The 23,403-nt window shown below is 73.9% G+C and carries 18 protein-coding genes; 11 read left to right on the top strand and 7 right to left on the bottom strand.

What is annotated here, in order from left to right:
- Positions 1-54: 54 nt before the first annotated feature.
- The 4 genes from ABD832_RS05705 to ABD832_RS05690 form a co-directional block, all read right to left on the bottom strand.
- Positions 55-708 (bottom strand): response regulator, encoded by a 654-nt coding sequence (locus ABD832_RS05705; RefSeq protein ID WP_344889412.1) that lies wholly within the window; start codon positions 706-708, stop codon positions 55-57.
- On the bottom strand, positions 705-1,844 hold the full coding sequence (locus tag ABD832_RS05700) for a sensor histidine kinase (protein WP_344889409.1): 1,140 nt from the start codon (positions 1,842-1,844) through the stop codon (positions 705-707). Before ABD832_RS05700 ends, ABD832_RS05705 begins: the two co-directional genes overlap by 4 nt.
- A 74-nt stretch (positions 1,845-1,918) precedes the next feature.
- On the bottom strand, positions 1,919-3,538 hold the full coding sequence (locus ABD832_RS05695) for an LCP family protein (protein WP_344889406.1): 1,620 nt from the start codon (positions 3,536-3,538) through the stop codon (positions 1,919-1,921).
- 155 nt (positions 3,539-3,693) lie between these two features.
- On the bottom strand, positions 3,694-5,244 hold the full coding sequence (locus tag ABD832_RS05690; protein ID WP_344889403.1) for a phospholipid carrier-dependent glycosyltransferase: 1,551 nt from the start codon (positions 5,242-5,244) through the stop codon (positions 3,694-3,696).
- 123 nt (positions 5,245-5,367) lie between these two features.
- Here ABD832_RS05690 and ABD832_RS05685 point away from each other — a divergent pair, with 123 nt between their 5' ends.
- From ABD832_RS05685 to ABD832_RS05670, 4 genes are all read left to right on the top strand, one after another.
- Positions 5,368-6,417 carry a hypothetical protein gene (locus tag ABD832_RS05685; RefSeq protein ID WP_344889400.1) on the top strand — a complete coding sequence of 350 codons (1,050 nt, stop codon included), beginning with the start codon at positions 5,368-5,370 and terminating at the stop codon, positions 6,415-6,417.
- Positions 6,335-7,600 carry a hypothetical protein gene (locus tag ABD832_RS05680; protein ID WP_344889397.1) on the top strand — a complete coding sequence of 422 codons (1,266 nt, stop codon included), beginning with the start codon at positions 6,335-6,337 and terminating at the stop codon, positions 7,598-7,600. The genes ABD832_RS05685 and ABD832_RS05680 overlap by 83 nt, the downstream gene beginning before the upstream one ends.
- 138 nt (positions 7,601-7,738) lie before the next feature.
- Positions 7,739-8,632 carry a glycosyltransferase family 2 protein gene (locus ABD832_RS05675; RefSeq protein ID WP_344889394.1) on the top strand — a complete coding sequence of 298 codons (894 nt, stop codon included), beginning with the start codon at positions 7,739-7,741 and terminating at the stop codon, positions 8,630-8,632.
- Positions 8,633-9,715 (top strand): glycosyltransferase family 4 protein, encoded by a 1,083-nt coding sequence (locus tag ABD832_RS05670; protein WP_344889391.1) that lies wholly within the window; start codon positions 8,633-8,635, stop codon positions 9,713-9,715.
- Here ABD832_RS05670 and ABD832_RS05665 read toward each other — a convergent pair.
- The gene (locus tag ABD832_RS05665; protein ID WP_344889388.1) at positions 9,688-10,752 is read right to left on the bottom strand and encodes a lysylphosphatidylglycerol synthase transmembrane domain-containing protein; all 1,065 of its coding nucleotides are present in this window, start codon (positions 10,750-10,752) and stop codon (positions 9,688-9,690) included. The two genes, ABD832_RS05670 and ABD832_RS05665, sit on opposite strands and share 28 nt — an antisense overlap.
- A 117-nt stretch (positions 10,753-10,869) precedes the next feature.
- On the opposite strand from ABD832_RS05665, the gene ABD832_RS05660 reads away from it, so the two are divergent.
- The 7 genes from ABD832_RS05660 to ABD832_RS05630 all read left to right on the top strand — a co-directional run bounded on the left by ABD832_RS05660 (position 10,870) and on the right by ABD832_RS05630 (position 20,868).
- Positions 10,870-11,709 (top strand): class I SAM-dependent methyltransferase, encoded by an 840-nt coding sequence (locus ABD832_RS05660; protein WP_344889385.1) that lies wholly within the window; start codon positions 10,870-10,872, stop codon positions 11,707-11,709.
- A gap of 49 nt (positions 11,710-11,758) precedes the next feature.
- Positions 11,759-12,763, top strand: a complete 1,005-nt coding sequence (locus tag ABD832_RS05655; protein ID WP_344889382.1) for a lysylphosphatidylglycerol synthase domain-containing protein — start codon at positions 11,759-11,761, stop codon at positions 12,761-12,763.
- Positions 12,764-12,980: 217 nt separating this feature from the next.
- On the top strand, positions 12,981-13,979 hold the full coding sequence (locus ABD832_RS05650) for a glycosyltransferase family 4 protein (RefSeq protein ID WP_344889379.1): 999 nt from the start codon (positions 12,981-12,983) through the stop codon (positions 13,977-13,979).
- Positions 13,980-13,993: 14 nt separating this feature from the next.
- Positions 13,994-15,088, top strand: coding sequence for a mannose-1-phosphate guanylyltransferase (gene manB, locus ABD832_RS05645; RefSeq protein WP_344889376.1), 1,095 nt, complete (start codon positions 13,994-13,996; stop codon positions 15,086-15,088).
- Positions 15,089-15,117: 29 nt separating this feature from the next.
- Positions 15,118-16,038: a DNA-3-methyladenine glycosylase family protein gene (locus ABD832_RS05640; protein WP_344889372.1), complete on the top strand. Its 921-nt coding sequence runs from the start codon at positions 15,118-15,120 to the stop codon at positions 16,036-16,038.
- A 361-nt stretch (positions 16,039-16,399) separates the two neighbouring features.
- Positions 16,400-19,033 carry a bifunctional FO biosynthesis protein CofGH gene (locus ABD832_RS05635; protein WP_413224139.1) on the top strand — a complete coding sequence of 878 codons (2,634 nt, stop codon included), beginning with the start codon at positions 16,400-16,402 and terminating at the stop codon, positions 19,031-19,033.
- A gap of 77 nt (positions 19,034-19,110) precedes the next feature.
- Positions 19,111-20,868, top strand: a complete 1,758-nt coding sequence (locus ABD832_RS05630) for a substrate-binding and VWA domain-containing protein (protein WP_344889365.1) — start codon at positions 19,111-19,113, stop codon at positions 20,866-20,868.
- Between the two features lie 86 nt (positions 20,869-20,954).
- Here ABD832_RS05630 and ABD832_RS05625 read toward each other — a convergent pair whose 3' ends face one another.
- Positions 20,955-22,289, bottom strand: a complete 1,335-nt coding sequence (locus ABD832_RS05625; RefSeq protein ID WP_413224128.1) for a coenzyme F420-0:L-glutamate ligase — start codon at positions 22,287-22,289, stop codon at positions 20,955-20,957.
- Entirely contained in the window at positions 22,286-23,305 is a 1,020-nt protein-coding gene (gene cofD / locus ABD832_RS05620) for a 2-phospho-L-lactate transferase (protein WP_344889362.1), read from the bottom strand. Before cofD ends, ABD832_RS05625 begins: the two co-directional genes overlap by 4 nt.
- Positions 23,306-23,403: the final 98 nt, after the last annotated feature.

Raw genomic sequence — 23,403 nt, 5'->3', positions numbered from 1 at the left:
ACCGTTCCGGCCCGAGCCCGGTGTGGGCCGTTCATAAGGGGCCGCGGTCCGGGCTCAGCTTCCGGCGCGGCCGGTCTCGTAGGCCCATATCGCGATCTCGACGCGATTGCGGGCGCCGAGCTTGGCCATCAGGCTGGCGATGTGGGACTTGACGGTGCTGAGGGAGATGTACAGCTCGGCGGCGATCTCGTTGTTGGTCCGCCCGCGCGCCACGGCGGCCAGGATCTGCTCCTCCCGGTCGGTGAGCGCCTCGACGGGCCGTACCGGGGTCGAACCCGCGGTGCGGGTGAAGGCCCCGAGCAGGCGCGCGGTGACGCTCGGGGCGATGAGCGCGTCACCGTCGGCGGCGGCGTGGACGGCCTGGGAGAGCAGGACCGCACCGGCGTTCTTGAGCAGGAACCCCCGGGCACCGGCCCTGAGCGCGGCGTAGACGTACTCGTCCAGGTCGAAGGTGGTGATGACGACGACGGCGAGGGGGTCGGGGACGTCCGGCCCGGCGAGGACACGGGTGGCCTCGATGCCGTCGATGCCGGGCATGCGGATGTCGAACAGGCACACGTCGGGACGCAGCCGCCGCGCGAGCTCGACGGCCCGCCGCCCGTCGCCGGCCTCGCCGACGACCTCGATGCCCGGCTGGGCGTTGAGGATCATGGTGAGCCCGGTGCGGACGATCTCCTGGTCGTCGGCGACGAGCACCCGTACGCTCACGTCGCCGCTCCGGTCCGGGGCAGCACGGCGCTCACGGTCCAGCCCCGGTCGGGGTCCGGGCCGGCCACGCAGGTGCCGCGGAGCAGGTGGGCGCGCTCGATCATGCCGATGAGCCCGTACCCCGGTGACGCGACCGGGCGTATGAGGCCGCCGTCGCCGTCGTCGTTCACGCGCAGGCGCACCGACGCGTCGTCGGCGGTGACGCGGACCTCGATGCGGGTGGCGTGCCGCGCGTGCCGTCTGGCGTTGGTGATGGACTCCTGCGCGAGGCGGTAGATCGCGGCCTCCACCGACGGGGGGAGATCGCCGAGATCGCCCGAGATCTTCACGTCGACGGACGGGCCGGAGGGGCCGTGGTCCGCCAGGTGCTCGATGTCGGCGATGCGCCTGCCGGGCGCCAGGTCCATCGGACGGTCCGTGCGCAGGACGCGGACCATGGCCTGCATCTCGGCCAGCGCGCGTCCCGCCTCGGCCTCGATCACCCGCAGCGCGTCGGTCGCGGCCTCCGGTCGTGAGCCCGACGTGGCCAGGCCCGCCTGGGCGCGTATCGCCATCGCCGAGACGTGGTGGGCGACGGTGTCGTGCAGGTCGCGGGCGAGCTGTTCGCGTTCGAGCAGCTTGGCCTGGTCGAGCTCGCGTGCCCTGGCGCGGGCCCGGTAGCGCAGCGCCCCGCCCAGGGTGACGGTCGAGGACAGGAAGGCGAACGCGCCGACCGCGTCGGCGACGGTGGTGTGCACGCTGAGCACGGTGAGGAAGGCCGAGGCGAGCATGATCACGAGCCCGGTCACGGCCTCGCGCCCCGACCCCCACCGGAACAGCGCGTACGGGAGGATGAGCTGGTAGATCATCGTGTACAGCTCCGACAGGGACTCGCCCACCAGCAGGGAGGGCAGCCCGCCGACGGCGAAGCAGATCACGACCATCAGCAGCGGCCTGGTGCGGCGCCACAGCAGGGTGGGCGCCAGCGCGACGGCGACGCCCACCGAGACGGCCCGCCACGGAAGGTCCGGGCGCAGGACCCCTTCGAGCACCGCGACCGGAACGATCACCCCCACGAGCACCCAGTCCCGCCACACGCGCCGCGGGGCGTCCGGGGGGCGGGGTTCGTCCCAGAGGGAGCGAAGGACGGCGAGCACACCATCATCGTACGGATCCGCCGGACGACCCGGAGCGGGCCGCGGGCCCGGCCCCGGGAGCCGGGCCGGAGGCGTCAGGTGCAGGGGTTGGTCTTGCTGTCCACGACCTTGTCGGTGAGGGCGTCGGGGATCTTGGGAAGGGCGCGGACGCCCGGCCAGTCGGCGCCGATGACCAGCTGGATGACCGGCCCGTCCGGGGTCTTGCCGTCGGCGGTGGGCGGGGGCGCCACCGTCGGCACGTACTTCTCCGTGGTGAGGGGCTTGACCTTGCCCCCGACCGGGGCGCGCTTGTCGCCCGAGAGCCTCGCGGCCACGGCGTCACCGTAGGAGACGCCGTCGGCGGCGTCCTTCTTGGCGTAGCGCACCGTGGTGGTCGGCACGTTGCCGGTCGCCGGGCGGGCGTTGCCGACGTGGGTGACCACGAACCCCTGGTCCGCCAGCTCGTCGGCGACCTGCTTGGCCCGGCCCGGCGTGTCGGTGCCGTTGAACACCTGGAGCCTGACCTGCTCGCGCTTGACCGCGGGTTTGGCCTTGGGGTCCGGGGGCGGGGTGACCTCGGTGTCGTTCTTGATCGCGGCGAAGAGCTGGTTGGCGTACGGCTGCACCCAGGCGACCCGGTTCGGGTCGTCGGGGTGGGGGCCCCACGGGACGGTGATCAGCTTGACGCCGCTGGCGGTCAGCTTCTGGGCGCTCTGCCCGATCTGGAGCAGGGTGCCGGTGTCCTCGGCCAGGGCCTTGTCCATCCGGACGGACTGGGCGGCGGTCTTGACGAAGTTCAGCATCTTGGCGGGGTCGCTCAGCAACTCGGTGCTGGTGGCCTTCTTCACCACCTGGCTGAGGAAGACCTGCTGGCGCTTGATGCGGCCGATGTCGCTGCCGTCGCCGTAGTTGCGCAGCCGGACGTAGCCCAGCGCCTTCTCACCGGCCAGCAGGTGCCAGCCGGCCGCCAGGGTGAGCTTCGCCTTCTTGTCGTCGACCGGCTTGGTCAGGCAGACCCGGACGCCGCCGAGGGCGTTCACGATGTTCTTGAAGCCGGTGAAGTCGACCTCGACGAAGTGGTCGATGTGGATGTCGGTGAGCGCTTCGAGCGTGGTGATCGTGCAGGTGATGCCGCCCTCGTTGTAGGCGGCGTTGATCATCTCGGTCCGGGCCGGGACCTGCTGGCCCGTCTCCGACTTGCAGGGGGGCATGTCGACCACGGAGTCGCGGGGGAAGCTGATGAACGTCGCCTTGTCGCGGTTGGGGGCGATGTGCATGAGGATGATCGTGTCGGTGCGCTTGCCGTCGGAGGCCGTCCACTCCTTGCCGTACTTGAGGTTGTCGCCCTCACGGGTGTCGGAGCCCACGATGAGCACGTTGAGCGCTCCCGTGGCGTTCACCGGCCGGTTGTTGCCGAGCTTGCCGGACAGGTCGACGGTCTCGAACTCGCCCAGCGTGTCCCGGTAGACCTTGTAGCCGCCCAGGGTGCCGATCACCAGCAGCCCGGTCGCCGCGATGCTCGCCCAGGCGCCGATGCCGAGGCGTCGCGGCCTGCGGCCCCTGCCCTTGGGCGAGGCCTGCCCGGGGGGCGGCGGATTCGCGGGCGGGCTCGGCTCGGTGGGTGCCTGCGCTCCCGCTCGCCGCGTCGCCCGGCGGCCGGGGGAGGTCGTCTCGGCCCGGCGGTCTCTGACGGTGGCCTGCCGGTGGTCGCTCATGCGGTCCTCCCGCTCGGCGGCGTCTTCCGGTGGTGATGCGGCTCGATCATCGCGCCCAAAGAGTAGATCATGGGGTGCGCACCAGGAGCCGTGATGATGCGAACTTGGCCAAGACCGCCCCCTGAGGCCGCTGTGGGATCCGGCGGCCAGCATACTCAGATACGGACATTTAGTGGAATGTTACGGAATTTAGGTTTACTTATGATCAGTGCTGCTGCCAGGCAGGCGGCGGGCACCGCGGGCAGCACGTAGCGGTAGTCGAACTCGGCCACCGCCGGGGGCATCACCAGCAGCACCGCCGCCACCGACCAGGGCAGCGCCCACGCCGTGGTGTCCGGGCGGAACCGCCGGACGCACGCCGCCGTGGGCGGCAGCAGCAGGATCACCAGCACCGCCGCGCCCGGCAGTCCGGCGACTCCCTGGTAGGTACGCATCCAGCCCGCGTACGGTTCGACGATCCGGGTGGAGATCGGACCCCGCTGGTAGCGTTCCGCGGCCTGGGCCCCCACCGTCGCCGGATAGCGCCCCGGGGGCGCGGGCGGCGTCGCCGGGAAAAGGTAGTAGTCGTAGATCTCCTGATCCGGGTAGACCGGCCGGCCCACGGTGAACGACCGGGCCAGCTCCGAGGCGACCGAGCCCAGGTAGGCCAGCGGCTGGCTGCGGATCGCCAGCGAGGCGAACCGCCCGGCCAGCGCGTCGTTCTCCCGGGTGAAGGTGATGCCGGGCAGCCTCACCAGCGGCGAGTCCTGCGCCCAGACGTACTCCTGTGCGGGAGGGCGCAGGGCGGCCGGACGCGGGTCGCAGAGCACGGCCAGGTCCGGCGGCGGCCGCATCACCCCGCAGTCGGCGAAGGTCATCGTCTTGGCGTACAGGAAGACGCCGTTCGCGCCCACGATGCCGATCCGCTGGTACGTCGCGTGGAACCAGGCCCCGTAGGCGAGGATCGGCACCGCCGCGGCGGCCAGCATGATCCCCGCCGCGAGCACCCGGCCGCGCTCCCGGAAGATCAGCCAGGCCGCGAAGAGCGCCACCAGCGGCAGCCCGACGGTCCTGGTCAGCGTCGCCGCCGCGAGCAGCAGGCCGATCCCGGCCGCGGTACGCCGCCCGATCCGGCCCCCGGACCTCGTGTGGCCGCGTACGGCCAGGCAGGTCGCCGCGACGACCAGGAGCGTGAAGAGGGTGTCGGAGACCAGCAGGTGTTCCAGCTCGATCTGGTAGGCGTCCAGCAGGGAGGGGGCGGAGGCGAGGGCCGCCGCCCAGCCGGGCGCGCCCAGCCGCCGCGCGGTGAGGTAGACCAGCAGGCCCACCAGCAGGCCCAGCAGGTGCTGGGTCACCGCGACCACGGCGAAGTCGTGGAACGGCTCCAGCAGCCGCAGGAGCATCGGGTACCCGGCGGGCCGGACCAGGTCCGGGCGGGGCTTCAACGCGGTGACGACGTAGGTGTAGGAGTCGGGGAACCAGAGCGCGGGACGGTAGCCGAGCACGGTGACCAGCCGCAGCACGACCCCCGCGCCCAGCAGTCCCAGGAACCACCGATGCCCCCGCAGCCCGCGCCCGTGCTCCCGCAGCCCGCGCCTGGCGGAGGAGCCCTGCTCCCCGGAAGGATCCTGCTCCCCGGCGGAGTCGTGCCCGCCGGGGGGAACGCGTCCGCCCGGGAGCCCGCGGACGCCCGGGAACCGCCGACGCAGCCGCGCCCACCCGACCACTCTTCCCCCTCCTCGCACGCTGCGCGTACGCTACCGGCTTCCCCGCGACGCCGCGCCCGCGGCCGGGTACGGGCACGGCGCGCCCGTCGCGGCCCGGGGTTGGCACTACGCTCTGGTCGCATCATGACCACCGGCCCGCTGGATCGCGCGCGCACGCCCTCGGCGGGCAGGGTGCTCGCCGTACTCTCGGTCGTGCCCGCGCTGGCGGTGTCGGGCTGGCTGCTGGCCGGTCTGCCGCTGCTGCTGCTCGGAGCCTTCCGGCCGCTCGCCGCGGTCCCGCTCGGGCTGGTGACCGTCGCGCTGCTGTGCCGGTACGGCCTGCGGCGCGTGCCGGAGATCGGCGGGACCACCGCCCGGCAGGTCGCCTCGGTGGTCGCGGTCGCCCTGGGGTCGGGGATCTTCAACGGCCTGCTGCACGGCGAGCAGCTGATCGTCCGCCGCGACCCCGGCACCTACGCGCAGTACGCCCTCTGGCTGGCCGGGCACGGCTCCCTTCCGGTGCCCCGCCGGGAGTGGGCCTTCGGCGGAGCCGACCCGGGGCTGCGCTTCGACAGCGTGGGCTTCTACGACTTCGGGGGGGCGGTCGTGCCCCAGTTCATGCCCGGGGCGCCGATGCTGCACGCGGTGGGCGCCTGGGCGGGCGACATCGCCGGGATGCTGCTGGTGCCCCCCGTGCTGGGGGCGGCGGCCGTGCTCGTCGTCGCGGGGGCTGCCGCCCGGCTGATCGGGCCCCGCTGGGCCTGGCTCGCCGCGCTGCTCTTCGCCGTCTGCCTGCCGATCCTCTACACCTCGCGGACCACCTTCAGCGAGATCCCCTCCCTGATCCTGATCTTCGGGGGCCTCGTCCTGCTGCACGACGTCACCCGCCCGCACGACGTCACCCGCCCGCACGACGCCACTCACCCGCACGACGCCGGAGCCGGGTCCCGCGCGGTCACCGGGTCCCCGCCCGGCCCCGGTGCCGGATCCGGGCCGGTGGACCCCGGGGGAGCGGACCTCGGGGGGGGCCCTCGGGGGGGCGGACCTCGGAAAAGCCGCGGGCACGAGGGGGCTCGCGGGCCTGGCCGGGCTGGTGATCGGGCTGGCGGTCATGGTCAGGATCGACGGGCTGCGCGACCTGCTCCCGGTGCTCGCCTACGCCGGGCTGCTGATCGCCCGTGGCCGGGCCGGTGAGCGGGAGGCGGGCCGGGCGGGTGTGCCGCTGCTCGGCGGGCTGGTGGCCGGGGCCGGGCTGGGGCTGGCCGCCGCCTACCTGCTGTCGCGGCCGTACCTGAGGTACCTGTCGGGCTCGCTGGTGCCGCTGCTGGTCATCTGCGGGGCGGTCGTGCTCCTCATCGCGGTGGCGGCGGCGCTCGCCCCGCGTCTCGCGGGCCCGGTGCGGCGGGCCGCCCGCATCCGGTGGCTGCCCGGGGCCGCCTTCGGACTGGTCGTCCTGGCCGCCGCGGCCTTCGCGGCGCGGCCGTGGCTGCAGACCGTGACCCGCCGGCCCACCACGCCGGAGGACCGGACGACCTCCCTCTTCATCGTCGCGGTCCAGAAGGCCAACGGCCTGCCGACCGAGGCGTACCGGCTCTACTACGAGAACTCGGCGCACTGGGTGGCCTGGTACATCGGGATCCCGGCGGCGCTGCTGGCCGTGCTCGCCGCGGCGGTGCTCGCCCGCAGGCTGGTGCGGGGGACGGCCGCGGGATGGGCGCTCCCGCTGGCCGTCGTCGTCTGGACCACCGTGGGCACCCTCTACCGTCCGGCCATCACCCCCGACCACCCGTGGGCCGCCCGCAGGCTGGTCCCCGTGATCATCCCGGGCCTGGTCCTGCTGGCCGTCTGGGGCCTTCACTGGCTGCGCGACAGGGCCCGCCGGTCCGGGTACGGCCCGGCCGCGCGGCGCCGGATCACGGCGGGCGGCGCCGTCCTGCTGCTGGCCTTCCCCGTGATCACCTCCGCGGGGACGGCCTTCACCCCGGTCGAGCGCGGCGAGCGCGTCGCGGTCGAGGCGCTGTGCGCGGCCCTGCCCGCCCGCGCCTCGGTGCTCGTCGCCGAGCGCGTCACCGCCGACCGCTTCACCCAGGTCGTCCGGGGCACCTGCGACGTCCCCACCGCCCGGATCGTCCTGGCCCCCCGCTCGGACGTACCCGCCCCGGCCGACGTCACCCGGCTGGCCGCCCGGGTCCGCGCCGCCGGGCGCGTCCCGGTGCTGCTCGCCGCCAAGGACACGCAGCTGTCCGCGTACGGGATGCCCGTGCAGGTCATGAACCTCCGCGTCCGCCAGGACGAGCGCTCCCTGGTCGACGCGCCGAACGCCACCTGGTCCCTGTCCGCCGACGTCTGGATGGCGGTCCCGGGCGCGGGTACATAACGGGTACATGGAAGGGGGGACCCGCCCGCGAGCGAGGCGTCACCGCCGCCGGGAGAGGCGTAGTGCGCTCGGTTCCCGGCCGGGCAGAGTATTCTCGCCCGTCGAGAAGCATGCCGAGAGCCCGAGAGTGGATCAGCCGTGGACGCAACACCGTACGTGACCATCGTCCTGCCGTGCTACAACGAGCAGGACCACGTCATCGCCGAGGTCGAGCGGATCTGCGAGGCGATGGACCACAGCGGGTACACCTACGAGCTGGTGGCCGTCGACGACTGCTCCACCGACCAGACCCTGGCCAGGCTGCAGGAGGCCGCGCCCCGGTTCCCGAACATGCGCATCCGGGCCTTCCACCGCAACGGCGGCTCGGGCACGGTGCGCAGGATCGGCACGCAGGAGGCGCGCGGCGAGATCGTCGTGTGGACCGACGCCGACATGACCTACCCGAACGAGCGCATCCCCGAGCTCGTCCAGATCCTGGAGAAGGACCCGGCCATCGACCAGGTGGTGGGCGCGCGGACCAGCGAGGAGGGCTCGCACAAGTTCCTGCGGGTCCCGGCCAAGTGGTTCATCCGCAAGGTGGCCGAGCGGCTGGCCGGGCAGAAGATCCCCGACCTCAACAGCGGGCTGCGGGCGTTCCGCAAGTCGGTCGCCAAGCCCTACCTGCGCCTGCTGCCGCCCGGCTTCTCCTGTGTCACCACGATCACGCTGTCGTTCCTGTCGAACCAGCACGACGTCTACTACCTGCCGATCGGCTACAGCAAGCGGGCCGGGAAGTCGAAGTTCAGCTTCGTCTCCGACGCCTACCGCTACATCCTGCAGGTACTGCGGATGGTCATGTACTTCAACCCGCTCAAGGTGCTCATGCCGCCCGCGCTCTGGCTGATCGGCGTCGGGCTGGCCAAGGGGATCTACGACAACGTCAGGACGCCGTTCTACCTGGCCAGCAACACCACCCTGATCTTCATCTCCGGCCTGCTCATCGGCTCGCTGGCGCTGCTGGCCGACCTCATCGTGCGCTCCCGGAGCGAGTAGGTGCGCGTCGTCCTGGTCGGGCCGACGTACCCCTACAAGGGCGGCGGCGCCGCGCACACCACCGAGCTGGCCCACCGGCTGGCCGCCGCCGGGCACGACGTGGTGATCGAGTCCTGGCGGGCGCAGTACCCCTCCTTCCTGTATCCGGGCAGGCAGACCGCGGACACGCCCGACGGTGAGCCCTTCGGGAACGTGCGGCGCGAGCTGGACTGGCGCCGCCCGGACGGCTGGGTCCGCGCCGGGCGGAGGCTCCGCGACGCCGACCTGGTCGTCCTGACCGTCCTCAGCCCGGTGCAGGTCCCGCCCTACCTGGGCGTCCTGGCCGGGCTGGGCCGCAGGACCCGGGTGGTGGCGCTCTGCCACAACGTGCTCCCGCACGAGCCCAAGCCGTACGACAGGCCGCTGATGAGGGCGCTGCTGCGCCGGGTGGACGCGGTGCTGGTCCACTCCGAGGGGCAGGCGGCCAAGGCGCGGGAGCTGGGCGCCCGGTCGGTGCGGACGGCCGAGATGGCGCCGCACCTGCCCGCGCGGGCCCCCGGTGACGCCGGGCGCGCCGCGACGACCGGGGGCGTGCACCGGCGGCTGCTCTTCTTCGGCCTGGTCCGGCCGTACAAGGGGCTGGACCTGCTGGTGCGCGCGCTGCCGGAGGGCGTGTCGCTGCGGGTGGCCGGGGAGTTCTGGGGCGGCCTGGAGGAGCGGACCAGGGAGCTGGCCGCCGAGCTGGGGGTGTCGGAGCGGGTGGAGCTGCGGCCGGGGTACGTGGCCGCGGCGGACGTGCCGGCGCTGTTCGCGGACGTGGACGCGCTGGTGCTGCCCTACCGGAGCGGGACGGCCAGCCAGCAGGTCTGGATGGGCCACGAGCACGGGGTGCCGGTGATCGCGACCCGGGCGGGGACGCTGGGCGAGCACGTCACCGACGGGGTGGACGGGCTGCTGGCCGAGCCCGGCTCGGTGGAGGACCTGCGTGCCGTGCTGGCCGCGTTCTACCGTCCCGGCGAGCCCGAGCGGCTGCGCGCCGGGGTCAGGCCCGTCGACCCCGGGCCGTACTGGGCCGCCTACGTCGAGGCGCTGCTGTCGCGCTGAGCGGCTTGGTCGGGGGTGCTGTCCGCGGAGGGGCCGTCGTCGTGCCGGGCGGTCCCGGTGCGGCCCCCGGCACGGGGGTCGGCACGAGTCCCCGGATCGGTCCCGGCGGGGGGATCGGTGCGGGCCCCGGTGCGGGAGAGGCGTCCCCACAGGAAGCCGATCCCGGCCCAGCTCACGTCGGCCAGGGTGAACATCACCCGCGACACCACCGCCGCCACCAGGGCCCTGGGGGAGTCCAGCACCGGTGCCAGGGCGAGCACCATCGCCCCCTCGCGGACGCCGATCCCGGCGGGGACGATCACCGTGACGATGCCCGTCGCCCAGGCCAGCGCGTAGGCGCCGGTGGCCACCGCGTACAGCGAGCCCGCCTCCCCCAGGGCGCCCAGGTCGGCCAGGGGGAGCAGCAGGTGCGGGCCGTAGGCCAGCCAGCCGGTGATCGTGAGGGCGACCGCGGCCAGCACGGTCCTGCCGCCGAGCAGCCGGCCCTGGCCGAGCGGTTCCTGGCGGGCGACGCGCAGGGCCGTCTCCAGCCCGAACGTGAGCACCCCGGGGTGCAGGCAGACGGCGATGACGGGGATCAGCGCCGTCAGGTACCACGCCTGGGCCATGGTCTCGCGCAGGGTCACCACCGCCACCAGCAGGGCACAGCCCAGGGAGATCAGCAGCGCCAGGGAGATCGATCCGAACATCCGCCGGGGCGGGACGCGGTGGTCGCGGCCCAGCTCGATCATCGCGGCGTACGCCCAGACGCTGCCCGGCACGTACTTGCCGAGCTGGCCGACGAAGAACACCCGCGCGGCGGCCCCGGGCGGCAGCGGCGAGCCCATGCCGGCCAGCACGGTCCGCCAGGCCAGCACCATCACGGCGATCCCGGTCATCACCGACAGGTAGGAGCCCACCAGCGTCCACACCGACAGCTGCGCCACCGCGGCGGCCGTCTGCTCGCGGTTCCGGGCCAGGCCGTACCCGAGGAAACCCAGCGCGACCAGCGCGAGCAGCACGCGGAGCAGGCGGCTTGACCGCAGTCGGCTGAGCATCCGCCCAGGGTACGACGGCGTCGTTACCCGGCGGTAGGGCGGCGGGCCACCGGTACTCTTGTGCGGCGTGGCGCCCCGGCGCCGCACGGAGGGGAGAACGGGAGCGGTGAGGCAGTGATGAGCGCCGAGCGGGTCGCGCAGCTGGAGTACTCCGAGTTCCAGGCGGCGATGCTGGACGAGGAGAAGCGCCGCAGGAAGGCCGCGAAGATCGTCGCGGTGCTCGGCCACTTCCTCGGCCGCGACACCGACGTGCTGGCCGGTCTGACGGTCGCCGACATCGGCTGCTCGGCGGGCTTCATCGCCGACGAGCTGGCCGCGGCGGGCGCCCACCGGACGTTCGGCGTCGACATCGACGTGCCGGGGCTGCGCAAGGCGGCCCGGCGGTTCGGCGAGCGGGTCGAGTTCGTCTGCGCCGACGGCACCGCGCTGCCCTTCCCGGACGGCTCGATCGACGTGCTGGTGTTCAACCACATCTACGAGCACGTGGTCGACCCGGACGCGATCATGGCGGAGATGCGCCGGGTGCTCTCCGACGACGGCGTCCTGTACCTGGGGCTGGGCAACCGGCTCGGGGTGATGGAACCGCACTACAAGCTGCCGTTCCTGTCCTACCTGCCGCCCGCGCTGGCCGACCGCTACGTGCGGCTCTCCGGCCGCGCCGACAGCTACTACGAGCGCTACCGCACCCGGCGCGGCCTGCGCCTGATGGTGCGGGGCCTGAGGGTGTGGGACTACACCTTCCCGGTGCTGGTCACCCCGGCGGCCTTCGCCGGGAACGAGCTCTTCCCCGGCCCGGTGGGAAGGGTGGCCGGGGCCGTGCTCTCGCGGCTGCCCCGGCCGGTGCTGCGGGCGCTGCTGCCGGTGGTGCCCACCTACCTGTGGGTGGCGACCAAGGGGGGACGCCGCCCGGCCGGGCCGTCCCTGCCCCGGCCGCCGGAGCCGGTGCGCCCGCGGTGAGTCCCCTGTCCGTGCCCGCCGCGGCCGGTACGTCCCTCGCGGGGCCCGGATGATCTCCGGTGAGCCCCCGGTGCCGCCCTCCGGAGGGCGGGGCGTCCGCGGGCCGGTGGTGAAGCGGCTGGCCCGCGTCGTCTTCCTGGCCCTCGCGCTGGGATTCGGCGCCTGGGTGGTGGTCAGGCAGTGGGACGAGATCCGCGACGGGTTCGCCCGGCTGTCCTGGCCGTCGCTGGTGCTGTCCCTGGTCGCGGTGGTCGCCGCGCTGTGCGGCGGGATGATGACCTGGCGGGCGCTGCTGGCCGACCTGGGCTCGCCGCTGCCGCTGCGGGCCGGGGCCAGGGTCTTCTTCGTGGGACAGCTCGGCAAGTACATCCCGGGCTCGCTCTGGCCGGTGATCGCCCAGATGGAGATGGGCCGGGAGCTGGGCGTGCCGCGCTCGCGCAGCGCCGCCGCGTTCTTCCTGACCCTGCCGGTACAGCTCGGCAGCGGGCTGGTGGTGGCCGGGGTGACGCTGTCGGCGACCCTGCCGGGCTCGGTCGCGCCGTACGCGTGGGCCTTCCTGCTGATCCCGGTGCTGGCGGTGGCGTTCCAGCCGAGGGTGGTCAACGCCGTCCTGGGGTTCGGGCTGCGCAGGCTGGGACGCGAGCCGTTGGAGCGCCCGCTCACCCGCAGGGGCCTGCTGGTCGCCCTGGGCTGGGCCCTGGCCGGCTGGGTCGCCTACGGGCTGCACCTGGCGGCGATCGTCGCGGACCTCGACCCCGGGGGGTCCCCGGGGTTCTCCGCCCTGTCGGTGGCCGCGTTCTGCGTGGGGGCCTTCGCGCTCTCCTGGTGCCTGGGCATCATGACGTTCGTCGTCCCGGCCGGGGCGGGGGTGCGGGAGGTCGCCATGGTGGCCGTCCTGGCGCCGGTCCTGGACCGGGGACCGGCCATCGCGGTGGCGCTCTGCTCCAGGATCGTGATCATCGCCGGTGATCTTCTCTGTGCCGGTCTGGCCGGTCTGGCCGTGCGCCGCGCCGGGGGTTCCCGGAAGGACCACGCTTCGGGAAAAGCCGTGTGATTTCCCCCACGTTTCCGGAGCGCCGGGCAATAGAGTGAGCAGAAGAAGGGGACGTTCGTCCCGAGTGGATCATGAGGGGAGCGATCCTTCTTGTCGCCCAGAGTGCTCGTCGACGCGGCCGCGGTCCCGGCCGATCGCGGTGCGCTGATCCGGTACGTCGACGGGCTCGTCGCCGCCCTGGACCGGGCGGGCGCCGATCTCGCGGTCGTCTGCCAGCGTGCCGACGCGGCCCGCTACGCCGCGCTGGCGCCCTCGGCCCGGATCGTGCCGGGGGCCTCACGGGATCACCAACCGGGCCGCGCGCCTGACATGGGAGCAGACGGGCCTGCCGTTCCTGGCCCGCCATGCCGGGGCCGAGGTCATCCACGCCCCCTTCTACTCGATCCCGCTGAGCCCGGGGCTGCCGACCGTCGCCACCGTGCACGACCTGACCTCCTTCACCGAGCCCCTGCAGCACGACGCGGTCAAGGCGGCGTTCTTCCGGGCGGCGACCCGCACCGCGGTCCGGCACGCCACCCGGGTGATCGTGCCCTCCAAGGCCACCAGGGACGAGCTGATCCGGCTGCTGTCGGCCGACCCGACCCGCATCGACGTCGCCTACCACGGCGTCGACCCGGCGCTGTTCCACCCGCCGTCCGAGCGCGAGATCGAGCACGCCTCCGACCGGCTCGGCCTGCACGGCGCCCCGTACGTGGCCTTTCTGGGCCCGCTGGAGCCCCGCAAGAACGTGCCGAACCTGATCCGCGGCTTCGTCCGCGCCGTCGAGGACCTCGCCGACCCGCCCGCCCTGGTGCTCGCCGGGGGCGTCCGTGACGCCCAGGTCGACGCCGCGGTGGAGGAGGTACCCTCGACCGTGCGGGTGCTGCGCCCCGGCTTTTTGTCCTTCGCCGACCTGTGCGGCTTCCTCGGCGGGGCGACGGTCGCGGCGTTCCCCTCCCGGGGCGAGGGCTTCGGCCTTCCGGTGCTGGAGGCCATGGCCTGCGGCGCGCCCGTGCTGACCACACACCGCACCTCGCTGCCCGAGGTGGGCGGCGACGCGGTCGCCTACACCGAGCCGGACGCCGAGAGCATCGCGGACGCGCTGCGTACGCTGCTGTCCTCGCCCGAGCGCAGGAAGGCGCTGTCCGCGGCCGGGATCGCCCGTGCCAAGGAGTTCACCTGGGAGGCGTCGGCGGAGGCGCATATGCTCTCCTACCAGCGTGCGGCCGAGCAGTGAGTTAACCTCGCGGAATGACGGAGACCCCTTTGCCGGATCTTGAGGCGATCCTTCTCGTCGGTGGGCAGGGAACGCGCCTGCGTCCCCTGACGCTGGGCACGCCGAAACCGCTCCTGCCCACGGCGGGAGTGCCCTTCCTGGCGCACCAGATCGCCCGTGCCAGGGCGTTCGGCGTCCGGCGCATCGTGTTCGCCACCTCCTACCGGGCGGAGATGTTCTCCGAGGCGTTCGGCGACGGGGAGGCGTTCGGCCTCGCGCTGGAGTACGTGACCGAGGACCTCCCGCTCGGCACCGGCGGCGCGATCCGCAACGCCTCCCGGGCGCTGACCGCGGGCCCGGACGACCCGGTGCTGGTGCTCAACGGCGACGTGCTCTCCGGCCACGACATCGGCGACCAGGTCGCCACGCACGTCGCCCGCGGGGCCGCCGTCACCCTGCACCTGACCGAGGTGGACGACCCCTCACGCTTCGGCTGCGTGCCGACCGACGAGCAGGGACGGGTGACGGCCTTCCTGGAGAAGACCCCCAACCCGGTCACCAACCGGATCAACGCCGGGTGCTACGTCTTCACCCGCTCGGTGATCGACACGATCCCGGTGGGCGAGGTCGTCTCGGTCGAGCGCCAGACGTTCCCGGGGCTGATCGAGGGCGGCGCCCTGGTGCTCGGGTACGCCGACGCGTCCTACTGGCTCGACGTGGGCACGCCCGCCGCCTTCGTGCAGGGTTCCCGCGACCTGGTGCTGGGCCGCCTGGCCTCGCCCGCCCTGCCGGGTCCCACCGGCGACTTCCTGGCCCTGCCCGGAGCCATGATCTCCCCCGAGGCGAAGGTCTCCGGCGGATCGGTGATCGGTGCCCGCGCGCTCGTGGAGTCCGGGGCGCAGGTCAGCGGCAGCGTGCTCGGGGACGACTGCGAGGTGCACTCGGCGGCCGTCGTGGTCGACTCGGTGGTCGGCATCGGCGCGCGGATCGAGTGTGGAGCGGTCCTGAGGGACGTGGTGGTCGGCGACGGGGCCGTGGTCGGCCCGGGGAACGAGCTGCTCGCCGGGAGCCGCGTCTGGCCCGGGGTCGTGCTCCCCGAGTCCGCGATCCGCTTCTCCAGCGACATCTGACGGTCACGGCGCGGACGGCGGGGTTGTCGATGCTCACCTCCGGCCGGGCCGCGGTGCGGGAACGCCGGTGGAGCGCCCCGTGGCCGGTGGATCCGGCGCTGGTGCTGGGCCCGTACCGGCGGGGCCCGGGGGATCCCACGATGAGGGCGGAGCCCGGCGGGGCCTTCTGGCGCACCTCGCGCACCCCGGACGGGCCGGGGACGCTGCGGGTGGCGGGGGTGTCCGGCCGGGTGGCGGCCACGGCGTGGGGGCCGGGGGCGGAGTGGATGCTGGCGACGCTTCCGGCGCTGCTCGGCGCCGACGACGACGTCTCGGGGTTCGTCCCCGGGCACGAGGTGGTGCGGGACGCGGCCAGGCGCTATCCGGGGCTGCGGATCGGGCGGACGTCGCGGGTGCTGGAGGCGCTGGTGCCGGCCGTCCTGGAGCAGAAGGTGGTCGTCGCCGAGGCCAGACGGGCGTGGCGGTGGCTGCTGGGCCGTTACGGGGATCCCGCGCCGGGGCCCGCGCCGGAGGGGATGCGCGTCTTTCCCGGCCCCGAGGTGTGGCGGTCGATCCCGTCGTGGGACTGGCACCGTGCCGGCGCGGAGGCGGTACGGGCCCGGACGATCGTGAACGCGGCCCGGCACGCCGCGAAGCTGGAGGCGGCCGGGGGCAGCGCCGAGCTGGACCGGCTGCTACGGGCGCTGCCCGGGATCGGGGTGTGGACGTCCGCCGAGGTGCGACAGCGTTCGCACGGCGACGCGGACGCCGTCTCGGTGGGCGACTTCCACCTGCCGTCGCTGGTCGGCTGGTCGCTGAGCGGGGAACGGGCGGACGACGAGCGGATGCTCACGCTGCTCGCTCCCTACCGGGGGCACCGGCACCGGGTCAGCCGGTTACTGCGGTTGGGCGGTGCGCGGCCACCCGCCCGCGGGCCGCGGGCACCCGTACGCGATCATCGGTGGTTCTGAGCGTGCCTTCCTCGGCGGAGGGCTCGTGGCTCTGCCAGTCGCGCCCGTCGCGGGTGTCGGCCCCGATCATGGGGGCGAGGACGGCGACGGCGACGAGGGCGAGAACAAACCAGATCATTTTCGGCTCCTGGGTCGTGGTCCGGGGCGGGGTGCCCCGTCTGTCCGGCCGGTTCCCGCAGGTGCGGGGCCGGGGTGATGCCTCTAATCTATGTAGCTGCAAGCATTTATGTCTATCGAGATCTGCTTCCGCGACACTTTAGGGATCCTGAAGTGTCGGCCCGGGTAGCGGGCACCCGCCGCCCCGCGGGTGCTCGTCGCGCCGTACTGTGCGGTCATGAGCTCCAACCCCACCGACACCGCGATGCGCCGGGCTCTGGCCAGGGCCCGCGACGGCAAAGCTCTTGATATGACCGAAGCGACCGTTCTGCTGCACGCGCGGGACGAACATCTGCAGACCCTGCTCGGCCACGCCGGCCGGGTCCGGGACGCCGGGCTGGAGGCGGCCGGCCGCCCGGGGGTCGTCACCTACAGCCGCAAGGTCTTCATCCCGCTGACCCGGCTGTGCCGCGACCGCTGCGGGTACTGCACGTTCGCCACCGCCCCGCACAAACTGGAGAGCATGTTCCTCAGCCCCGACGAGGTGATCGAGATCGCCCGGCAGGGTGCGGCGATGGGGTGCAAGGAGGCGCTGTTCACCCTCGGCGACCGGCCGGAGGACCGCTGGCACCAGGCCCGCGAGTGGCTGGACGCGCACGGCTACGACGACACGCTCTCCTACGTGCGCGCGATGGCCGTGCGGGTGCTGGAGGAGACCGGGCTGCTGCCGCACCTGAACCCGGGCGTGATGACCTGGCAGGACCTGCAGCGCCTCAAGCCGGTGGCTCCCTCGATGGGCATGATGCTGGAGACGACCTCGCGCCGGTTGTTCGAGGAGAAGGGGCAGGCCCACCACGGCTCGCCCGACAAGGACCCCGCCGTGCGGCTGCGCGTGCTGGAGGACGCCGGGCGGACGAACGTGCCGTTCACCAGCGGCATCCTGATCGGCATCGGCGAGACCGTCGCCGAGCGCGCCGACTCGCTGTTCGCGCTGCGCAGGGTGGCACGCGAGTACGGCGGCCTTCAGGAGATCATCGTCCAGAACTTCCGCGCCAAGCCGGACACCGCGATGCGCGGCATGCCCGACGCCGACCTGCAGGAGTTGGCCGCCACCATCGCGGTGACCCGGCTGGTGATGGGGCCGAGGATGCGGGTGCAGGCCCCGCCGAACCTGGTCGACTCCGAGTACGAGCTGATGATCGCCGCGGGCATCGACGACTGGGGCGGCGTCTCGCCGCTGACGCCCGACCACGTCAACCCCGAGCGCCCCTGGCCGCAGATCGACGACCTGGCCGCCCGCACGGCCGCCGCCGGGTTCGCGCTGCGCGAGCGGCTGACCATCTACCCCGAGTACGTGCTGGCCGGGGAGCCCTGGCTGGACCCGAGGCTGAACGCGCACGTGGCCGCGCTGGCCGACCCGCGGACCGGCCTGGCCCGCGAGGACGCGGTCGTGACCGGCCGTCCCTGGCAGGAGCCGGACGGCGGCTTCGTCGCGCTGGGCCGGGTCGACCTGCACACGGCCGTCGACACCGAGGGGCGCAGCGCCGACCGCCGCGCCGACTTCGACGACGTCTACGGCGACTGGGAGGCGATCAGGGAACGGCTGCCCTCGGCGGGCGCCGGGACCGCCGCCGGTGCCATCGGGGCCGCCGGCGCCACCGGCACGGCGGGCCGGGTCGCGGCGGACGTGCGGGAGGCCCTGCGCGCGGCCGAGACCGACCCGGCCGGGCTGAGCGACGCCCAGGCGCTCGTCCTGCTGGGCCTGGCCGGGGACCAGCGCGGCGCGGGCGCCGACGACGCCGCGCTGGACGAGCTGTGCCGGATCGCCGACGGCCTGCGCCGCCAGGCGGCCGGGGACGAGGTCACCTACGTGGTGAACCGGAACATCAACTTCACCAACGTCTGCTACACCGGCTGCCGCTTCTGCGCCTTCGCGCAGCGCCGTACCGACGCCGACGCCTACACGCTCTCGCTGGAGCAGGTCGCCGACCGCGCCTGGGAGGGGTGGCAGGCCGGGGCGACCGAGGTGTGCATGCAGGGCGGCATCCACCCGGACATGCCCGGTACGGCGTACTTCGACATCGCCAGGGCGGTCAAGGCGAGGGTGCCCGGGATGCACGTCCACGCGTTCTCGCCGATGGAGGTCATCAACGGCGCCAGCCGCACCGGCCTGTCCATCGAGGACTGGCTGATCGCCGCCAGGGAGGCGGGCGTGGACTCGCTCCCGGGCACCGCGGCCGAGATCCTCGACGACGACGTGCGCTGGGTGCTGACCAAGGGCAAGCTGCCCACCGCCGAGTGGGTCGAGGTGATCTCGACCGCGCACCGGACCGGCATCCCGACGACCTCCACGATGATGTACGGCCACGTGGACACCCACGCCCACTGGGTGGCGCACATCCGGCTGATCCGCCGCATCCAGGAGGAGACCGGCGGGTTCTCCGAGTTCGTGCTGCTGCCGTTCGTCCACCACAGCGCGCCCATCTACCTGGCCGGGATCGCCCGGCCCGGGCCGACGGCACGGGAGAACCGGGCCGTGCACGCGCTGGCCCGCATCCTGCTGCACGGGGCGATCGCCAACATCCAGTGCTCCTGGGTGAAGCTCCAGGACGACCTCTGCCGCGAGGTGCTGCAGGGCGGGGTCAACGACCTGGGCGGCACGCTGATGGAGGAGACGATCAGCAGGATGGCCGGGTCGGAGAACGGCTCGTTCAAGACGATCAGCGAGCTGGAGGCCATGGTCGCCCACACCGGAAGGCCGGTGCGCCAGCGGACCACCTCCTACGGCGTGCCGGACGCCGAGCGCCTAGCCGCCGCCGCGGCCAGCGACGGCGTCTGCCGCAGCGTGCGCGGGGCCGGTCTCCCGTTGCTCATGCCGGAGCCGTCTGCGAAGTTATAACAAGTTCTATATTTCCTTGCCGCCCGGGCGGGGCCGCTTGGGAGAATCGTCATTCCCCTCTAGCGAGAGGTGTCCGCGTGTCCTCCTCCGGCCGGCACCGTGTGGCCGCCGGCGCCGCCCGGCGCCGGCGGCAGGTCCGTCTGCGCCTGTCCCTGGCGGCGGTCGCGATCACCGTCGCCCTGACCGGGGTCGTCGTGCTGGTGACCGGCCGGACGGGGGGCTCGTGCTCCACCCGCGACCCGGTGCTGGTCGACGTCGCCGCGGCCGTCGACATCGCCCCGGCCGTCATGGAGGCCGCCCTGAGGTTCAACCGGGACCGGACGGGGGTGGTGCAGGGCAGGTGCGTGCTGGTGCAGGTGACCGAGCAGCCGCCCGCCACCGTGCTCCGCACCCTGCTGGGCGGCACCGCGGGGGTGCTCACCGGCCGCCCCGACGGCTGGATCTCCGACTCCTCGGCGTGGATCAGGCTGGCCCGCAAGCAGGGGGCCGCGGACCTGGCCGGCACCGAGACCGTGATGGCGACCTCGCCGCTGGTCTTCGCCACCCGCACCTCCCTCGCCCGGCGCTTCGCCGTCGGCAGGACCGACATGAACTGGCGGATGGTCTTCCCGGCGACCACCCGCGGCCGGATCCGGCCGACCGAGAAGGAACCCGACGTGGTCCGCGTCCCCGATCCGTCGCTCGCCGGGGCCGGGATCGCCACGGTGGCCGCGGCCAGGGACGTGGTGGGCACCGGGGCCGAGGCCGACCGGGCGCTGACCGCGTTCGTCCGATGGGCGCAGGCCGGGTCGGCGCCCGACTACCGCAGCATGCTCGCGGCCGTGGACGACCGGTCCTTCTGGCAGCGGCCGGTCGTGATCGTCCCCGAGCAGTCGGTCTGGCAGCACAACCGCCTCCCGTCCGACGACCCGGTGGTCGCCCTGCATCCCCGCGAGGGAACCGTCAACCTCGACTACCCGTACGTGGTGACCTCCTCCGACGAGGCCAGGGCGAGCGGGTCGCGGGCCTTCGCGGCCTGGCTGCGCTCCCCGCAGATCCAGGAGGCGGTCCGCCGGGCGGGCTTCCGCTCGGCCGACGGCGCCCAGGGCCCGTACACGCCGGGCCCGGGGATCCCGGCCGAGGCGCCCCGCACCCGCCCGAGCATCCTGCCCTCCCGGATCGACGAGGCGCTGGAGGCGTGGAGCAGGCTCGCCCCGCCGACCAACATCCTGGTGCTGGCCGACACCGGCAGGCACATGGCCGAGCCGATCAGCGGCAAGAAGGGGAGGAACCGGCTGACCGTCGCCCTGGAGGCCGCCCGGCTGGGCCTGCAGCTCTTCCCCGACTCCACCCACATGGGCATGTGGGAGTTCTCCTCGGCCGAGGGGCCCGACCAGCGGGAGCGGGTGCGGCTGGGCCCGATCACCGAGCCCGACGGCGGGCGGCTCGTGCGGCGCGGCCTCCTGGAGGAGGTGAGCCGGACCCTGCGCGCCGACGCCCGGCGGCCCAGCGCCCTGCACGACTCGATCCTCGCCGGGTTCCGCGAGCTGACCGGCGCCTACGACGAGAGCATGAACAACACCCTGCTCGTCATCACCGCGGGCAGGGACGACGGCAAGGGCATCTCCGCCGGGGAGCTGGAGAAGGCGCTGCGCGAGGAGTGGGACCCCGAGGCGCCGGTCCAGGTGGTCGTCCTGGCCTTCGGCACCGACCTCGACCGGGACGGCCTGAGCCGGGTCGCCGCCGTCACCAACGGCTCCCTGCACGTCGCCCGGCGTCCCGAGGAGATCATCGACGTCTTCCTGTCGGCGCTCGCCCGGCGGCTGTGCCACCCGACCTGCCGCACCCCGGCCTGACCGGTCCCATCCGACCGGTCCCGCCCGACCGGTCCCGCCCGACCGGTTCCGTCCGGTCCTGTCCGACCGGTCCCGGGTGCGGCGGCTCAGCGTACGGCGATGAAGTCGGCCGCGTGCCGAGGGGCGCGGTCGCGGGGCGGGGCGGCGGCGTGGCCGATCGCGACGGCGCCCATCGGGTCCCAGCCGGACGGCAGGTCGAGGACCTCGCGGACCACGTCGCGGCAGAACATCGTGGACGACACCCAGGCCGAGCCCAGGCCCTCCACCGCGAGCTGGACCAGGAAGTTCTGCACCCCGGCACCGGCCGCGACCACGAACATCTCCCGCTCGGCGGCGTTGCGCCGGTCGTCGCGGTAGGTGTGCGCGCCGTCCGCGACCAGGCACGGCACCGCCAGGTACGGGGCCGCCCGCAGCACGTCGCCCCGCCTGACACGCCTGGCCACCGACTCCTCGGAGAAACCGTCACCGCGCAGGTCGGCGATCCAGGCCTCGCGCATGGCGTCGAGCAGCTTCTCGCGGATCGCGGCCGACTCCAGCAGGACGAACCGCCAGGGGGTCGTGTGGTGCGGGGCGGGCGCGGCGATCGCGGCCTCGACCGCCCGGCGGACCGCGGCGCCGTCCACCGGCGCGGAGGAGAACTCCCGGACCGTCCTGCGGGCGAAGACCACGTCGCGCGAGCCGTACCGGAACATGTCCTCGGCCGACGGGCGGACCAGCTCGCCGACGCCCGGCCCGTCCTCCTCGGTGACGTACTCGGGCAGGCCCCTGATCACCGCGACCGGTGTCTGCGCGACCTTGCCCTTCACCAGGTCCCCGGCCGCGGCGAACTCGTCGGCGACGGCGGTCAGGGTGACCTCCAGGGCGTTGCCGTGGTCGTCGGACATCCCCCGGTAGTCGAGGGCGGGCGTGACCCCGGCCAGGCCGACCGCCATGTCGGTCTGGCCGTTGCGCCACGGCCGGCCGAAGGTGTCGGAGACCACCACGCCGACCGAGACGCCGAGCAGCTCGGCCAGGCGCGCCCGGATCGCCGACGCCGAGGCGTCCGGGTCGGCCGGGAGCAGCACCACCGTGCCCGGCCGGGTGTTGGAGGCGTCGACCCCGGCGGCGGCCATGACGAACCCGTGCGCGGTCTCGGCGATCACGGTCTCCCCCCTGCGGGCGACCACCCGCCTGGTCTCGGCCTCGACGGCCTCGGCGCGGGTCACGCCGTGCAGGACCCGGCCCTCGGCCTTGCTCGCGATCTTGGAGGTGACCACCAGGATGTCGCCGTCGCGCAGGCCGGGCAGGGCCGTGGCGATCAGCTCGCCGAGGTCGTCGCCCTCGCGGACCTCGGGCATGCCGGGTACGGCGAAGATCTCCACCTTGACGTCCCCGGGCTCGCGTCCGGCCCGTCCCGGCCCGCGCCCGCCCCGGCCCGTCACGCCCCCTCCCCGGGGGAGACGTCCGTGCGGGGGGTGTCCGTGGCTGGGGTGTCCGTGGGGGAGGGGGTCGAGGTGACGGGCGAGGCCAGCCGGACGGCCATGTCCAGGGCGGCGCGGGCCAGGGCGGCGGCGGAGTCGAGGTCGTGCATGATCAGCGGGCGGGCCTCCACCTCCACGCCATCGAGGGCGACCCCGGCGTCCTCCTCGGCGACCAGCCAGCCGTCCACCAGCGCCGGTCCGTACAGCTCCAGGACGGCCTGCGCGGTGGTGGGGACGCCGATCGCGGTCAGGCAGGCGTCGGCCATGCCCCGGACCGGGGCCCCGCCGACGATGGGCGAGACGCCCACGACCGTCTTGCCCTCCAGGGCCTCGCGGATGCCCTTGATCTGCAGGATCGTGCCGATGCTGACGACCGGGTTGGACGGCGGCAGCAGGACCACGTCGGCCGCGGCGACCGCCTCCAGCACCCCGGGGGCGGGGACGGCCTGGTCCGCGCCGACCAGGATGATCTGCTCGGCGGGCACCGAGGCGCGCAGCCGTACCCACCACTCCTGGAAGTGGACGGCGCGCCGGCCGCGCTCGTCGGAGATCACCACGTGGGTCTCGGTACGGTCGTCGCTCATCGGGATCAGGCGGACGCCCGGCTGCCAGCGCGCGCACAGCGCCTCGGTGACGGCCGAGAGCGGGTATCCGGCGTCGAGCATCTGGGTGCGCACGATGTGGGTGGCGAAGTCGCGGTCGCCGAGGCCGAACCACTGCGGCTCCACGCCGTAGGCGGCCAGTTCCTCCTTGACGACGTGGGACTCCTCCCGCCGCCCCCAGCCCTGCTCCTCGTTGATGCCGCCGCCCAGCGTGTACATCACGGTGTCCAGGTCGGGGCAGACCCGAAGGCCGAAGAGGCTGATGTCGTCACCGGTGTTGCCGATGACGGTGATCTCGGAGTCGGGGGCGGTGGTGAGGAGACCCCGCAGGAAGCGGGCGCCGCCGATTCCACCGGCGAGGGACACGATGCGCATGCCGTCCAGTGTTCCACTAGGTCGTCACGGGCGCGGGCGGGGTGCCGTGCGGGCCGTCCGGGGCCGCCTGGGGCCGTGCGGGTCGGCCGTGCTGGTGG

Origin of the sequence: Streptosporangium longisporum (genome assembly GCF_039534895.1) — a bacterium.
Taxonomy (GTDB): Bacteria; Actinomycetota; Actinomycetes; order Streptosporangiales; family Streptosporangiaceae; genus Streptosporangium; species Streptosporangium longisporum.
This window is presented reverse-complemented; position numbering and strand designations above follow the sequence as displayed.